General features: G+C 53.4%; 15 protein-coding genes and 1 pseudogene. 11 read left to right on the forward strand and 5 right to left on the reverse strand.

The features are described from left to right. The first annotated feature begins 67 nt into the window (after positions 1-67). Both AC6CHM_RS20925 and AC6CHM_RS20930 read left to right on the forward strand, forming a co-directional pair. Positions 68-1,054, forward strand: coding sequence for a threonine ammonia-lyase (locus tag AC6CHM_RS20925; RefSeq protein WP_498174588.1), 987 nt, complete (start codon positions 68-70; stop codon positions 1,052-1,054). 135 nt (positions 1,055-1,189) lie between these two features. Further along, on the forward strand, positions 1,190-3,172 hold the full coding sequence (locus AC6CHM_RS20930) for a PhoX family protein (protein WP_307282086.1): 1,983 nt from the start codon (positions 1,190-1,192) through the stop codon (positions 3,170-3,172). 65 nt (positions 3,173-3,237) lie between these two features. Here AC6CHM_RS20930 and AC6CHM_RS20935 read toward each other — a convergent pair whose 3' ends face one another. Then, positions 3,238-5,499 (reverse strand): alpha/beta hydrolase family protein, encoded by a 2,262-nt coding sequence (locus AC6CHM_RS20935; RefSeq protein WP_498174590.1) that lies wholly within the window; start codon positions 5,497-5,499, stop codon positions 3,238-3,240. A gap of 169 nt (positions 5,500-5,668) precedes the next feature. After that, positions 5,669-6,217: a DUF2239 family protein gene (locus tag AC6CHM_RS20940; protein WP_498174592.1), complete on the reverse strand. Its 549-nt coding sequence runs from the start codon at positions 6,215-6,217 to the stop codon at positions 5,669-5,671. 148 nt (positions 6,218-6,365) lie between these two features. Between AC6CHM_RS20940 and lepA the strand changes: the two genes are divergently transcribed. Together lepA and AC6CHM_RS20950 are read left to right on the forward strand one after the other, a co-directional pair. Then, positions 6,366-8,174 carry a translation elongation factor 4 gene (lepA, locus tag AC6CHM_RS20945; RefSeq protein WP_307282096.1) on the forward strand — a complete coding sequence of 603 codons (1,809 nt, stop codon included), beginning with the start codon at positions 6,366-6,368 and terminating at the stop codon, positions 8,172-8,174. 25 nt (positions 8,175-8,199) lie between these two features. Beyond that, complete coding sequence (locus AC6CHM_RS20950) at positions 8,200-8,457, forward strand: hypothetical protein (protein ID WP_498174594.1); 258 nt, start codon at positions 8,200-8,202, stop codon at positions 8,455-8,457. A gap of 5 nt (positions 8,458-8,462) precedes the next feature. On the opposite strand, the gene AC6CHM_RS20955 is transcribed toward AC6CHM_RS20950, so the two are convergent. Continuing rightward, the gene (locus AC6CHM_RS20955; protein ID WP_498174596.1) at positions 8,463-9,245 is read right to left on the reverse strand and encodes an ImmA/IrrE family metallo-endopeptidase; all 783 of its coding nucleotides are present in this window, start codon (positions 9,243-9,245) and stop codon (positions 8,463-8,465) included. Further along, positions 9,217-9,564, reverse strand: coding sequence for a helix-turn-helix domain-containing protein (locus AC6CHM_RS20960; RefSeq protein WP_498174598.1), 348 nt, complete (start codon positions 9,562-9,564; stop codon positions 9,217-9,219). Before AC6CHM_RS20960 ends, AC6CHM_RS20955 begins: the two co-directional genes overlap by 29 nt. A 136-nt stretch (positions 9,565-9,700) precedes the next feature. On the opposite strand from AC6CHM_RS20960, the gene AC6CHM_RS20965 reads away from it, so the two are divergent. From AC6CHM_RS20965 to AC6CHM_RS20975, 3 genes are all read left to right on the forward strand, one after another. After that, positions 9,701-10,081, forward strand: coding sequence for a YegP family protein (locus AC6CHM_RS20965; RefSeq protein ID WP_498174600.1), 381 nt, complete (start codon positions 9,701-9,703; stop codon positions 10,079-10,081). A gap of 14 nt (positions 10,082-10,095) precedes the next feature. After that, positions 10,096-10,320 carry a DUF2188 domain-containing protein gene (locus tag AC6CHM_RS20970; protein ID WP_498174602.1) on the forward strand — a complete coding sequence of 75 codons (225 nt, stop codon included), beginning with the start codon at positions 10,096-10,098 and terminating at the stop codon, positions 10,318-10,320. A gap of 151 nt (positions 10,321-10,471) precedes the next feature. Further along, a complete protein-coding gene (locus AC6CHM_RS20975; protein ID WP_307282110.1) occupies positions 10,472-10,636 on the forward strand; it encodes a hypothetical protein in 165 nt (54 codons plus the stop codon). Positions 10,637-10,818: 182 nt separating this feature from the next. On the opposite strand, the gene AC6CHM_RS20980 is transcribed toward AC6CHM_RS20975, so the two are convergent. After that, on the reverse strand, positions 10,819-11,274 hold the full coding sequence (locus AC6CHM_RS20980) for a hypothetical protein (protein WP_498174605.1): 456 nt from the start codon (positions 11,272-11,274) through the stop codon (positions 10,819-10,821). 849 nt (positions 11,275-12,123) lie between these two features. On the opposite strand from AC6CHM_RS20980, the gene AC6CHM_RS20985 reads away from it, so the two are divergent. From AC6CHM_RS20985 to AC6CHM_RS21000, 4 genes and pseudogenes are all read left to right on the forward strand, one after another. After that, positions 12,124-12,582, forward strand: coding sequence for a hypothetical protein (locus AC6CHM_RS20985; RefSeq protein ID WP_498174607.1), 459 nt, complete (start codon positions 12,124-12,126; stop codon positions 12,580-12,582). Further along, positions 12,579-12,851: pseudogene (locus tag AC6CHM_RS20990) on the forward strand (Rdx family protein); the annotation flags it as partial. The gene AC6CHM_RS20985 and the pseudogene AC6CHM_RS20990, both read left to right, overlap by 4 nt. Before the next feature lie 83 nt (positions 12,852-12,934). After that, positions 12,935-13,888, forward strand: a complete 954-nt coding sequence (locus AC6CHM_RS20995) for a sugar-binding transcriptional regulator (RefSeq protein ID WP_498174609.1) — start codon at positions 12,935-12,937, stop codon at positions 13,886-13,888. 111 nt (positions 13,889-13,999) lie between these two features. Next, on the forward strand, positions 14,000-15,310 hold the full coding sequence (locus AC6CHM_RS21000; protein ID WP_115051590.1) for an ABC transporter substrate-binding protein: 1,311 nt from the start codon (positions 14,000-14,002) through the stop codon (positions 15,308-15,310). Position 15,311 lies beyond the last annotated feature (1 nt).

Genomic DNA, 15,311 nt, shown 5'->3' on the forward strand with positions numbered 1-15,311 from the left:
GACAATGATTTGGGTGCCTGCTGCATTATAGAATGCTATCGACTGGATAGCTGACAGGAGAGGGCTCATGGATCATCAGAATTTCGCCGCCGGGATTGCCGATATCGAAGCTGCCGCAAAGAGATTGTCCGGGCAGCTTGTGCCGACACGGCTGATGGAATCGGAAAGTCTCAACGACCGCTACAATGCGCGTATTTTCTTCAAGCCAGAATGCCTGCAACGGACCGGCTCATTCAAGTTTCGCGGTGCCTATAATCGTATCAGTCAATTTACGCCGGAAGAGAAAAAGCGCGGGATCGTTGCATTCTCTTCAGGCAATCACGCACAAGGCGTCGCAAGTTCTGCCCGCATATTCGGCATCAAGGCAGTCATCATCATGCCCAGCGATGCGCCACAGGTTAAGGTTGATAATACCCGCTCCTACGGGGCGGAGGTTGTGTTTTTTGACCGTTACACCGAGAGTCGGGACGTGATTGCCGCCCCCTTCATTGAAGAGCGTGGCATGGTTTTGGTGCCGCCTTACGATGACCCATCCATTATTGCGGGTCAGGGCACGATCGGGCTTGAAATTGCTGATGAAGCCAAAGAACGCGGTATCACGCTGGATGATGTGTTTGTGCCCAGCGGCGGCGGTGGTCTCATCAGTGGCGTCTCGATTGCAGTAAAAGCGCGCTCTCCGCAAACGCGCATTTGGGGCGTCGAACCGGAAAACTTTGACGATTTGCGCCGTTCATTGGTCGCTGGTGAAATTCGCAGCAATGAGACGGGATATCGCTCAATCTGCGATGCAATTCTTACTGCTCAACCCGGCGATCTCACATTTCCAATCAACAGGCAAAATCTGGCCGGCGGCATCGCTGTTTCCGATATCGCCGTGCGCAAAGCCATGCGCGAGGCAGCAAGCCATTTGAAACTGGTGGTTGAGCCCGGCGGTTCTGTTGGTCTTGCTGCGCTGGCTTCTGGCGAAGTCGATATCAAGGGCAAGACGGTGGCGGTCGTCCTTTCAGGAGGCAATGTGGACCTCGACTCTTTCAGTAAGCTGATTGCGTCTTAATAGGTTTCTGACTTTAATCGTTGGTAGCTACCGCTATAAAAGCTGAACTCTTGTCATCAGTTTGTTACGCTGAACTTCTAGCCATTCTGGAACGGTTCTAATCCGCAACCCAGCCAGACAGCCAGAGGTCACGCCATGAATGATCAAACTCCCGTTTTCAGAACCAGCCAGCTCGAAGAGAATGATGGTCCTGGCCACAATCCGACCGACAATCCTACAATGGGCGAGCTAATTGCAGCTCGATTCTCCCGCCGTGGCTTTCTGAAAGGATCACTCGCGGTTTCCGCTATTGCAGCCACCGTCAGCCCGATGGCGCTGATGCTGGCTGATGATGCTCGCGCTGAAACCAAATCTGCTTTCAGTTTTGAGGAAGTAGAAGCCGGTATTGATGAAAAACACCATGTTGCAGCCGGATATGATGCGGATGTGCTTTTACGCTGGGGCGATGGAATTTTCGTGGATTCTCCAGAGTTTGATCCGCGTAATCAGACTCCGGAATCTCAGGCGAAGCAGTTTGGCTACAATAATGATTATGTCGGTTATATTCCGATAGATGGCTCGTCTGAGCATGGTCTTCTGGTCGTTAACCATGAATACACGAATGAACATCTCATGTTCCCAGGCATCGTTAAGGTTGCTGAGGGCAAGATCGAAGTCGCTCCTGCCGACAAGAAGCGTGTTGATATCGAGATGGCTGCCCATGGAGGCACTATTGTCGAGATCAAGAAGACCGATGGTAAATGGCAGGTCGTCAAGGACGGCAAGCTGAATCGCCGCATCACCGCCAATACCGAGATGCAATTGTCCGGTCCTGTTGCCGGTCATGACCGTGTAAAAACCAATGCAGATTCCTCCGGCAGAAAAGTCTTCGGGACAATTAATAATTGTGCTGGAGGCGTCACGCCCTGGGGCACCTATGTGATGGCCGAAGAAAATATTCATGGCTATTTCACGGGCGAACTGGCTGCCGACAGCAAGGAAGCGGCAAACTACAAACGCCTCGGCCTTCCGGAGGGCAGTTATGAATGGGGCAAATTCCATGATCGCTTCGATGTCTCGAAAGACCCCAATGAAGCCAACAGATTCGGATGGATTGTCGAAGTCGACGTGAACGATCCGGTATCTGTCCCCAAGAAACGCACCAGCATGGGCCGCTTCAAGCATGAAGGCGCTGAGTCGATCGTTTCCAAAGATGGCCGAGTCGTGTTTTATCTCGGCGATGACGAGCGTTTCGACTACGTTTATAAGTTTGTAACCACCGGCAAGTTCAATCCTGATGATCGCGCTGCTAATCTGGACCTGCTGGACGAAGGCACGCTTTACGTCGCAAAGTTTGAAGCCGACGGAACTGTTAACTGGTTGCCGATAGTGCATGGCACCGGTCCTTTGACAGCCGAAAACGGGTTCGCCTCGCAAGCGGATGTTTTGATTGAAACCCGTCGTGCAGGCGATCTGTTGGGCGCTACCAAGATGGACAGGCCGGAAGACATCCAGCCGAATGGTGTCAACGGCAAGGTCTATGTCATGCTGACCAATAATACCAAACGCAAGGACGATCAGATCGACGCTGTCAATCCGCGTGCCAAGAACGCGTTCGGCCATATCGTTGAAATTGCCGAGGCTGATGGCGATTTCGCCGCAACAAAGGGCAAATGGGAAATATTGCTCAAGTGCGGCGATCCTTCCATTGCCGATGTCGGCGCATCTTTCTCCACCGAAACCACAAAGAATGGCTGGTTCGGCATGCCGGACAATTGCTCTGTCGATGCTGATGGACGGTTGTGGGTTTCAACGGATGGCAACTCGCCGAAGGATACGGGCCGTACCGATGGTCTATGGGCGGTTGATACGGAAGGTGCTGCCCGTGCGACCTCGAAACTTTTCTTCCGCGTGCCGATCGGCGCAGAAATGTGCGGTCCGCTGATGTTGCCGGATATGGCAACCATGATGGTCGCCGTTCAGCATCCCGCTGATGGCGGCGAAGATTGGGAAGGTTTTGGCCGTCCGTCCTATTATGAAGACCTTTCGACCCGCTGGCCGGACTTCAAGGACGATATGCCCGTCCGCCCGTCCGTCGTCGCAATAACCAAAAAGGGTGGTGGCAAGATCGGCGTCTGATTAGCACAATCATTGAGAAAGGCCCGGCTCTGAAATGGCTCAGAGCCGGGCCTTATCGTATATTACTATTGCGCTTTGCTGTTCTTATTTTGGACAGCGACCATTCGAGGGCCGAACTGATCCCGTCCCAATGTCTGGAACTGGATGTCCGCAAGAGCAACCTTGCCTCTGTCTTTAGGAAACGTCAGCTTGAGTTCTTTCAGATTGTTTAAGTCAATTCCAGCAAATGCTTTCAGTGGTATCGCCACCATGTTGAGAAGCATCTTAACCTGCCCGGTTGAATAGGGCTTGTCGATGGGATCATCAATCATGGGCCGGCCTTCAGCCTTGGTTTTTGGTGCGTTATAGAGCGCACCACTGAAATCGCTGGCTTCGATAGTCGCTTCCTTACCAACATTATCAGTCAGTGTTACCAAAACCTCCTGCCCCATCGGGCGCACGACCGCTATGCGGAAGCTCAAAGTATCGTGGGGCGCTGCCGAAGTGCCAAGTAGATCATTTGTAATTGTTGCGCCAGCTTTGGTCCACGAAAGTTCAGCATGTTCTGCTATGGATCGTAGGCCAGAACCACCCCAACTATTGAATTCAAAACCTGCTATGCGGGCAGGTGAGCAATCGCCTGCGATCAGCGCTCCATCAGGCATGTCACACCGGGCTAAGTTGTTGAAGCCGGTAGAGGTGACCGGGCCGCCGAGCGAATTGATGCTAAGGCTTTCTGCCGATGCGAAGTGCTGAATCAGTTTGCGTTGGCCCTCATTTCGCTGAATTGTCAGGATAACGCGTTCGTCACAGGGGCCGCGTCCTACAGGGCAGGCAGCCTCTGGCAGTTTGGCCATTCCGTTCCACCAGCTTGCAAACTGTTGTTCTCCTCCCACATGATAGCGCATGAAAGAATTAATAAGATAAAGTCCGTTGCGTCGTTGGTCTTCATCGCTGACCCTTATGGTATCTGTGTGGTTCGCCATGCAATGGCCAGGTCCTGCGGTAGTGGAGAAATCGTCATTGATCCAAGTTGTATTGTAATAATTATGGTTGGCGCCTTGAACCGCTATTTGATAGCGTGTTGCCGTATCGCTGCCATTGCCAAATCTGTTGTGATCATAGGAGATTGCTCCTTGCAGATTGAGCATGTCGCCATCGCAGGTGGGTAGAAGTACAGCAAGCGGCACGCCGTTCAAATCCTTGTTGCCGCCGAAATCTGTAGGCGCGAGAAGAAAGGCTGCCCTGAAGTCATAGGGTGAAGCCGTGTCACTACCTTCTGCATAGAAAATATTGTATTTGGCTATCGCTGCTCTGAATTTTTCTTCGTCGAGACTTACAACAGTTTTAGCTGTTTTTGGTATAAACACATCGGCAAAGTCCGGATATGCGGTTATGTATTTTGTTGGATTGACCGAAAGCGCTACTGCCAGTCCCGCATAGCTGGCACCTCGACGGTTCTTGTTGAATTTGATTGTGTTTGCAACACCTTGTCCTCCTCGCGAGTGGCCCATAATGCCAATGCGCTCAAAGTCAAATTTTCCTTTGAGTTTGTTCAGTGCGCCAGCATTGCCATTTTTGTCAACTTGACCATGCTCGTTAATCTGGCGTAGCCGGTCCAATGTCCCTAAAACCAGTTGCGCCCGCGACTGACCGGATTGGTCGCCATCAGCGTTGATGGCGTTAGCGTCAATCGAGAGTACAATATAGCCGTGAGTGGCCAGATTCTCTGCCAGATAATCATAACCCCGATAATTTGGATCTGCTGGGGTGTGCTGTCCATGTAGAAAGACAATGACGGGATATTGGCCTGGCGGCGTCGGCGAGACTGACTTCATGGGATAGCGAATCCATCCCTTGATCGGGGTGATCAGAATCTGCCCGTATGTGAAACTGCTGGAGTCAGTGCTCACGGATGCTACAAGATTGCCGAGATCATACTCATAGGCCGGTGAAGACCAGAATGTCGGATTTTCAATCGTATCGGGCGAGGTTGTGACAAAGCGTGTAACCTCTTCCCGCTCCTTCACAGCTAATGGCGCTATTTCCTGTTCTGTTGTTGTCACCTTCCCACCATCGAATATAACGAGCGGGTCTTGGACCACGACACTCGCCTCGGGCGGGACAGCAGATGACGTGCCGGGAACTGCCGTTACTATCCCCACGACTACTTCGTCCGAGCTATCTACTAAGGCAGGAGGTGCAACGATCTTTTCCGCAACGATGGCTGGAAAGGTCGACGCAGTTTCCGAAGTTGTATCGTTACTCTCGCTGCAGCCTGATAAAACGGCAAACAGCGCTGAAATTATGCATGATCGAATAATGCGTTTTCGAAAAATATCCTTCATGAAACAGTAATCCTTATTATTAGGCTGCTAAAATATTCCAGCCACGCGCTTAAAATAAAAATCGGCATTCACTGGCGTGTCGGCTGAGGGCCTCGCGCCAAGTGGATGCCGATAACAGAGCAATAAACGTGCCAAAAAGGCACGTATTCAACGAACGTATTAGGCTGGTTCAATCCGGCCAATCAAACGCTGGTTCTGCCAGAGCGCGTACATGGTCGCGGATATCCCGCGGCCAGTCCTCCGTCAGTTCGGCGAAGCGCTGGTAGTTTCCGCCATAAAGCGCGCGGGTGACCTCTTCATAATGCGGCTGATTGCCGGCCATGGCCAACATGAAGCGGTCGGCCGCTTCCTGCGCCTGACGCTTTGCCTCGCGCCCACCATTTGCGGCCCGCGCTGCATCCACCAGCTTGCGTAACGTAACGGAGGCGCCGCCCGGTTGCGCTGCGAGCCAGTCCCAATGGCGCGGCAGGAGCGTTACCTCGCGTGCCGTAACGCCAAGTTTCGGGCGGCCCGGCTTGCGCGGTTCACTATTGTCCAGCCGCGCCAATATCTCCGCATCGGTGCCGCGCAGATCAAATTCAATCTGCCTGCCTGTTGCATCATCGAAAATGAGAACCGCCTCGCCATTATCGTCCAGACGCTTCAGCGTCAGAGCCACCTCCGCTGGCGTTCCACTTGCGATTTTCCTGTTGCCCTGAAAGGCGCTCACACTGTTCATAATCATCATCCATTGCTCAAACGTTACCCTGGATTTACCCGGATAAAATTCTGCCGTCAATATACCCGGGTAAAACTATTCGCAGCGAATATTGCCTGCCGCTACGCTCGCCCTTCCAAATCGCCTGAAAATGCTCTATGTGGCGCGCATGAGCACTCCACTAGATCACATCCGTAATTTCTCCATCGTCGCCCATATCGACCATGGCAAATCCACCCTTGCTGACCGCCTGATCCAATCGACGGGCGGGCTGGAGCTTCGCGACATGAAGGAGCAGGTGCTCGACTCGATGGATATCGAGCGCGAGCGCGGCATCACCATCAAGGCGCAGACCGTCCGGCTGCACTACAAGGCCAATGATGGCGAGACCTATGTCCTCAATTTGATCGACACGCCCGGCCATGTCGACTTTGCCTATGAAGTGTCGCGCTCGCTCTCGGCCTGCGAAGGCTCACTGCTGGTGGTCGATGCCTCGCAGGGCGTTGAGGCGCAGACGCTGGCCAATGTCTATCAGGCCATCGACAATAATCACGAAATCGTCGTGGTGCTGAACAAGGTCGATCTTCCCGCCGCCGAGCCGGAGCGTATCCGCGAGCAGGTGGAAGATGTCATCGGCATTGATGCCAGTGAGGCTGTGCTGATTTCGGCCAAGACCGGCCTTGGCATTCCTGATGTGCTGGAAGCCATCGTCAAGCAGCTGCCGCCCCCGCGCGAAGGAGATCGCACCAAGCCGCTGAAGGCCATGCTGGTTGACAGTTGGTATGACTCCTATCTCGGCGTTATCGTGCTTGTGCGTATCATTGATGGCGTGCTCAAAAAGGGCCAGACCATCCGCATGATGGGCACCGGCGCGAAATATCCGGTTGAGCGCACCGGCGTGTTCACGCCGAAAATGGTTGCCATGGATGAGCTTGGACCCGGCGAGTTCGGCTTCATCACCGCTTCGATCAAGGAAGTGGCCGATACGCGCGTTGGCGATACGATCACCGAGGACAAACGCCCGACAGATTCCATCCTGCCCGGCTTCAAGCCTGCGCAGCCTGTGGTGTTCTGCGGCCTTTTCCCCGTCGATGCGGCGGATTTTGAAGATTTGCGCGCTGCCATGGGCCGCCTGCGGCTCAATGATGCGTCCTTCTCGTTTGAGATGGAAAGCTCCGCCGCGCTGGGCTTCGGCTTCCGCTGCGGCTTCCTTGGGCTCCTGCATCTGGAAATCATTCAGGAGCGGCTGGAGCGCGAGTTCAATCTTGATCTCATCGCCACCGCGCCAAGCGTTGTCTACAAGCTCAACATGACCGACGGCAAGCAGATCGAGCTGCACAATCCAGCCGACATGCCGGACGTGATGAAGATCGCCACCATCGAGGAACCGTGGATCAGGGCAACCATCCTCACGCCGGATGATTATCTCGGCTCGATCCTCAAATTGTGTCAGGACCGCCGCGGCATCCAGATCGATCTCAACTATGTCGGCAAGCGCGCCATGGTCACCTATGACCTGCCGCTCAATGAAGTTGTGTTCGATTTCTATGACCGCCTGAAATCGATCAGCCAGGGCTATGCCTCGTTTGATTATCATCTGTCGGATTACCGCGAGGGCAATCTGGTCAAGATGTCCGTGCTGGTCAATGGCGAGCCCGTGGACGCCCTGTCGATGATGGTGCACCGCGGTGCTGCCGAAAAGCGTGGCCGCGACCTTTGCGAAAAGCTCAAGGACCTCATCCCCAAGCACATGTTCAAAATCCCGATCCAGGCGGCCATTGGCGGCACGGTGATCGCGCGCGAAACCATCTCGGCCCTGCGCAAGGATGTGACGGCAAAATGCTATGGCGGCGACGTCTCGCGCAAGCGCAAGCTTCTGGAAAAGCAGAAGGAAGGCAAAAAGCGCATGCGCCAGTTCGGCAAGGTCGAAATTCCGCAGGAAGCCTTCATTCAGGCGCTGAAGATGAGCGATAACTAATATAGTGCCGGATGGTGGAACCGCTTTGCCGGGATCACGAACCAGACAAAACCGGATAGCGGCCCGCCGCTATCCGCGCTTCCCTCGCGCCATCGTCCTCGCCCAAAGGCCCTTGCGCCTTCTCTGCGCATTTCTTTTCGGCACATTTGTCCTGTGCGCTGCCACAGCCTGCACCACGCCACGCCCAGCCCCCACGCCGGTCATTATCGACCCGCAACGCCCCGAACCTGCCACGCCAGGCATCAAGCCCTTGACGGTGGAGCAGGAGGAGTGGGTTGGATAGGTAGATTAAATTTTGTCAAAATCCAAATATGTGTATACATAGCCGTTCAGCCTCGTCGCAAAGCTAGATTCTTTACAGGTAAGATCGGTATGCCAGACGTTGAGAGGCATTACTTCATTCAGTTCCTCGCCTTCCGCACGCAAATTATTGATGAGACTTTGACTGGGTATCTCGCAGCCTTGTTTAAAGAAGACTCCTTCAGCGTAGAGCTTTTCGCTGGCTCTACCTTTGTCGATCATCCCATCCCTGGTAATGACAAACCCCAGTCGTTTTGACGTGAGGTTTATCCATCGATATGCCACTGCCTCTCTAGATACACCCAAAAGTGAAGCAATCTCACTCACTGACGTATGACTAAAGGTTCTTTCCCGGTCATATTGCCTCACAACATCAGCCGGCATCAGGAGATTGGAGGCAAATTCATTTGCTTCCTTCTCCATACCGGCATTTTGGAAATCGTTCAGGTTTTCAAAGGTGCATTGAAAAGTATCTTTCAACCTTCGGTGGCCGATAAAATGCCCCATTTCGTGGGCGAGAGTGAAATTTCGGCGAGGTTCATAAAGGACTCTTGTGCTAACGCCTATTCGCCATTCTTTGCTTCCATCCAGTCTCGCCATAATGCCTTCGAATGAATCGAACGATTCGTGGACGATTTTGCACTGATCGCCATTCGATGTTGGAAGAATAATCTCGTTAAAAATTGTATTGAGATCGAGCCTTGGAGTGTTAGGGCCGTGTAACCTCCATAGCGTAATTATTCTAGTTGCTTCTCTTACGAGTTTTGTCATCTTTCATTATATCCGAGAGCTTGAACAATCTATCAACATCTTCTTGAGTTAGTCCTCGATTATCAGCTCCGCGTGCAAGTGCAATCTCTGCCTGCCTAGATGTTGGCTGCAAAGACGAATCATCAATCAAGTATTCAGCAGAAATATCTAATACATTTGCAATCTTTAGAAGCAGCTCTCCTGAGGGTTTTGCTGGCTTTTTATTTTCAAGTTGCCAAACATAGGCTTTTGTTGTTCCAACTTTATCTGCCAAAGACTCTAATGTAAGGCCTATTTCGATCCTTCGTTTTCTAAGTTTCTCACCAAAAATTTCTGACAATTGTTCGCTCCCCTTGGAATGTAAAATTAGAGCTTGACAGTATCACGATCGCTATACTAATTCTAGTATTGTAAGTGCAATACTAATGTCTTGCAAAAGCGATCCTCCCAAGGACGCCTAGATCGAGGAATTAAAGATGTACAAATTTAAAATCGTGAATGGTGCGAACAGCCAGTACCGAGTCCAATTTCTGTACAATTCGGTAATAATGTTCTGGTCTGAGAATTACACGACCAAAGCTAATGCTCAGAATTGTATTGTTTCCATAAAAGCCAACGCGCCAATCGCGCCAATTGTCGACACAACAATAGGTGAGGAGGCTTCAGGTCGCCGATTTGAAATTTTGAAAAGCACAAACGGCGAATACTTCGGACGTCTAAAAGGTTCAAACGGTGAAACATTAGTTTGGACGGAAACATACACTCAGAAGCACAATGCAAAGAGCTGCGCAGAAGCACTCAAGGCAAATGCTTTGAGTGCAACGATAGAAGATAATGCATCTAGTTTCGTTTCTTGAAAGGAAATAAAACCATGACTAAGCGCAATCAACATGTTGTTCCGCACTCAAACGGATGGGCCGTTAAAGGAGCGGGTGCTGGAAAAGCAACTTCGGTACATCCGACACAGTCGGCGGCAATAAGTGCGGGACGCAACATCGCCCAAAATCAACGAACTGAATTACTAATCCATGGCGAGAACGGCCAGATTAGAGCTAGAGATTCTTACGGCAATGATCCTTTCCCGCCCAAGGGTTAGATTGTCCCAAAATGCGATCAAGTAAGGGGATGGCTTAATAGTTCCATCCCCTTTTTTATTCTCACATACCAGCCATTCCAATATTGCACTGCACAATCCGGTTATCTAGACATATCCTATGGCTAACCAAACAGTGCCATAGGATCAGGCCATGAGTTTTATCTTTGATTTTGCCACGCGTGGGCGTCGCCGCAATGATGCGGATTATCGCAATGCACTGGCTTTGCTGAACAGCATGAGCGCCGCAGACCGTGCCGATATCGGCATCAAGCAGGCGGATTTCACCCGCATTGCCCGCGAGATGACCCGCCGCTAATCTGCTTGATGGCAGTGCGCCGCTTGCCAAGCTCAGTATAAGGGCGGGGGGCAAGAAAATGCCTCCACCTTTTCCCTCATCTTCAGCCGCTGGCCATTGCTTTCGGCTTGTCGTGCCGCAATGCCACGGTGGGGTCTTTTGATTTGAAGGCGAAGCCTAAGCGGGCATGCGCGTAAATTTCATCACCCAGTTGGTTTCCCATGTCTCGCCGCCATCCTTGGAAAAGGCTTGCTCCCAGAGGGGAGCTTTGGGCGAGGGCGTCCAGTGAAAAGCACGCGCACCGGCGTGCCATTATCCGTATCATTGCCGTAAAACACGCCTTTGCCATCGTCAAAATGGCCAATGACCGGCGGAAACAGGAAGTTGCTGCGGCTGTCGGCCCAATGGAGCGACCATGATCCATCGCGCGGGTTAAACAGGCGCAGCGTGATGCCGGAAAAACCTTGGCTCGGCATGTCCATTTCTTCAAGATTGGCGGTATCGTCCAAAAGCTTGCGCACGGTCGATGTGGCGTGAAACTCATCCCAGATATGGCATCCGGCAAAGCGCTCCTTCAGCCGCAAATTGCGAATGTTCCAGTTTCCAATGAGGAAATCAAAATCCGTCGCACTGCCATTGATCTGTGCTGATCCGTCCATGTCCGCGCCTCTCGCCCGTTTCGCGCATGTTTTATAGCGCAGGGCTCCTGACAACCTTCTGTCAGGAGGGTGTCAGTTGGGTGGCATGTTTGATTCATAAAATTCCCCTCCCTGATGCTCCGCGTCCCCGGGGCGAGCCACTTGTCTCTTCCGTCCTTCACACCCCCACCAGGGGGAGCAACCGCATTGCCCTCGAGATGCCCGGTCGCTGATCTGTCTTGATGGCAGTGTTTGTCTTTTGGCTGCATCTGAGAGTGTGCGTGGTTCGACACGCTCACCATGAGGGAAGTTTTGTGGGTTGCAGCGACAACTTGCTAGCGTTGCAATAGTTGCAATAGTTGGCGCCCTGCAATCAATCGACCTCCCTCATCCTGAGCTTGTCGAAGGACGCACTTAGCTTGTGCAAATCAGACTTTCCAAAAATAATCTCGACAAACTTATCCAACAGCTCTGGCACTGAACTATTCTGTTCCTGTCCTTCCTGCGGGGAACAGCTTCCGGAGCCGTTCGAAGTTTGGGGAAGGATGGGCGCCTCCGATGGCGGGTTACGGACCCGCTATCCGGGGACGTTCTGTCCAAGGGTTCCCCTGCCGTTACTAGGAACGGCGTGTGCTGGACGAGCACTTTAAGGGGCGCAAGGCTAACGCATGGCGTGCCGCAAATGGCATGCCTTGGGTAGCCGAGGCCTCCCAAGCGGAACGGACAGAATGCAAATCGCCGGACGGGCGGTCTTCGGATCGCTTAACCTACTACAAAGACGCGCTTCGATGACCGCCCGTCTTTCCCACCATCTCAATAGCCAGACGCGGAAAGCGGGCGTGGCAAGGTAAAAGCACGGAGAAAATCAGCATGGGTAAGCGCAAAAAATATTCGGAGGATGATCTGGTGCCATTTTGCTCATTCATACCAAATCCGCTGCCGGAACTGCCCTTCACGTTGCAGCCAAGACATCCGCAACAGACAGATGAGCAATATGCTGCCGATATAGAGGGACAAAAGCGCGCCCACCGTCGCTATGTGGTGATGCTCTCGCTGTTTCAGGCCATGGCAACGGCACTTGGCTACCATAAGATTTGCAACAAGCCCGCCTGCCGCCGCAAACAATGCTGTATAGGACGGCGCGATTTTTTTCCGAAAGACGACTATCCTGTCGTGCTTTTTCCCCTTTGCGGCACGGTGGAGATGGCGGAGCGGGCACGCGCGGCCGTACCCAAGATGCTTGCTATTCTGAAATCCGGTTACAACCCGCTCGTCGCGCCCGACGGCACCTTACATCCCGGCGAGAAAATGCTAGAAGTCGAGCCATGACCACGAAACCGCGCATCACCATCACCTATTGTACGCAATGCAGCTGGATGCTGCGCTCCGCCTGGATGGCGCAGGAGCTGCTCTCCACATTCGGCGCTGATCTGGGTGAGGTGGCGCTGATTCCCGGCACAGGCGGCATCTTCGAAATCCACGTTAATGGCGACCTTATCTGGGAGCGCAAGCGCGATGGCGGCTTTCCGGAAGCCAAGGTTTTGAAGCAGAAGCTGCGCGATATTGTCTGGCCGGAGCGTGATCTTGGCCATTCCGACGGGCACAAGGCGCTTAAGGGCGGGGCAGATGGGGTCCCCGCCAGCAACGAGCAAAGCGAGGCGCTTAAGGGCGGGGCAGAGAATTGAGTAAGTCCGAAATTACCAATACCAAGCTGGATGATGCGGCGCGCGCGGGCTGGCTCTATTATGTTGCCGGCAATACGCAGGATGAGATTGCCGCAAAGCTTGGCGTTTCGCGCCAGTCGGCCCAGCGCATGGTGTCGTTGGCTGTTTCGGAAGGGCTGGTCAAGGTTCGGCTTGATCATCCGATTGCCCATTGTCTTGATCTGGCGGCACAGCTGAAAAAGCGCTTTGGCTTGAAAATGGCCGAAGTTGTGCCGACTGATCCGGGCTCCACCTCAACCACGCTCGGTGTTGCCGATGCGGCGGCGGCGGAGATGACGCGTTGGCTGAAGACGGAAGCGCCGGTGGTTGTCGGTATCGGCACCGGGCGCACGCTGAAGGCTGCCATTGAAATGTTGTCGCCCATCGATTGCCCGCAACACAAGGTGGTATCGCTGACGGGCAATATCGCGCCGGATGGTTCGGCTGCCTTTTATAACGTCATCTTCAATATTGCCGAAAAGATAAAGGCGCGCAGTTTCCCTATGCCGCTGCCGGTCATCGCCTCTTCACCCGAAGAGCGCGAATTGCTGCACAGTCAGCCAATGATCCGCTCCGTGCTGGAATTGTCGGCCAAGGCGGATGTCGCCTTTATCGGCATTGGCGATCTGGGGGATGACGCGCCGCTTTTTGTCGACGGATTTATTTCCCGCGCCGAATTACAGACCTTGCAGCGGGCGGGTGCGGTGTTTGAAATCGTCGGGCGCGCCTTTGATCGCAATGGTATTGCTATTGAAGGATTGACCAATGAGCGCGTTGCCAGCGCCCTTATTCCTTCCCGTGAGACGGCCATGGTCATTGCTATCGCCAAAGGCGAAAAGAAGATGCCCGGCATAGCGGCCGCCCTCAAGGGCAGTCTTATCAATGGGTTGATCACCGACGAGCACACCGCAGAGGCTCTGCTCGCAGACTAAACTCCCTTTCATTGTGCACTGCAGCGACGAATTGCCCTTGACTAACTTCGCCCATGTGTGAGTATTTGCCCACAATACAAGCAATTGCTCATAACATTCGGGAGGAATGAAATGTTTAAGAGAACGCTTCTGCTCGGCGCGGTTTCTGTCGCGGCGATGGTCAGCTTTGCGCATGCGGAGACATTGACCATTGCCACGGTCAATAATGGCGACATGGTTCGCATGCAGAAACTGACCGAAGATTTCACCAAGAAAAATCCGGACATTCAGCTCGAATGGGTAACGCTGGAAGAAAACATTCTTCGCCAGCGCGTCACAACCGATATCGCCACCAAAGGCGGCCAGTATGACGTGATGACAATCGGCACCTATGAAGTGCCGATCTGGGCCAAGCAGGGATGGCTTTTGCCGCTTGACGGTCTGGGTGCGGATTATGACAAGGCCGATCTTCTGCCATCGATCAGCGATGCTGTTTCCGTTGACGGCAAGCTCTATGCCTCGCCATTCTATGGCGAAAGCGCGATGGTGATGTACCGCAAGGATCTGGCTGAAAAGGCCGGTGTGACCATTCCTGAAAAGCCCACTTGGGACCAGATCGCTGATGCTGCGAAGAAGATGACCGACAAGTCCACCGAGACTTACGGCATTTGCCTGCGCGGTAAGGCCGGTTGGGGTGAGAACATGGCGCTGTTGACGGCAACAGCAAACTCCTTCGGTGCGCGCTGGTTCGATGAAAAGTGGACACCGCAGTTCGATCAGCCGGAATGGAAGAAGGCACTCACATTCTATGTCGACCTGATGAAGGAAGCCGGACCTGCCGGTGCTTCATCGAACGGCTTCAACGAAAACCTCGCACTTTTCCAGACGGGCAAGTGCGGCATCTGGATCGATGCTACAGTTGCGGCGTCCTTCGTGACCAATCCGAAAGAATCGAAGGTTGCAGATAAGGTGGGCTACGCCCTCTTCCCCACGGGCGGCGTGGAGAACCACGGCAACTGGCTCTGGGCGTGGAATCTTGGCATTCCTGCCGGTACGAAAAAGGCAGAAGCAGCACAGAAATTCGTCTCCTGGGCGACTGACAAGGCTTATACGGAATTGGTTGCGAGCAAGGAAGGTTGGGCAAACGTTCCGCCCGGCACACGCACTTCGCTTTATGCCAATCCGGAATATCAGAAGGCTGCGCCTTTCGCCAAGATTACGCTCGAAGCCATGACTGCAGCCAATACAAGCAAGCCGACCGTCAAGCCGGTGCCTTATACGGGTGGTCAGTTCGTTGCCATTCCCGAGTTCCAAGGGCTCGGCACGGCAGTGGGCCAGCAGTTTTCGGCAGCGCTTGCCGGTTCTGTAACCGTTGATCAGGCCTTGCAGAGCGCACAGGCACTGACAACCCGCGAAATGACGAAGGGCGGTTACATCAAGTAGA

It is taken from the genome of Phyllobacterium sp. GQ127 (assembly GCF_059758635.1).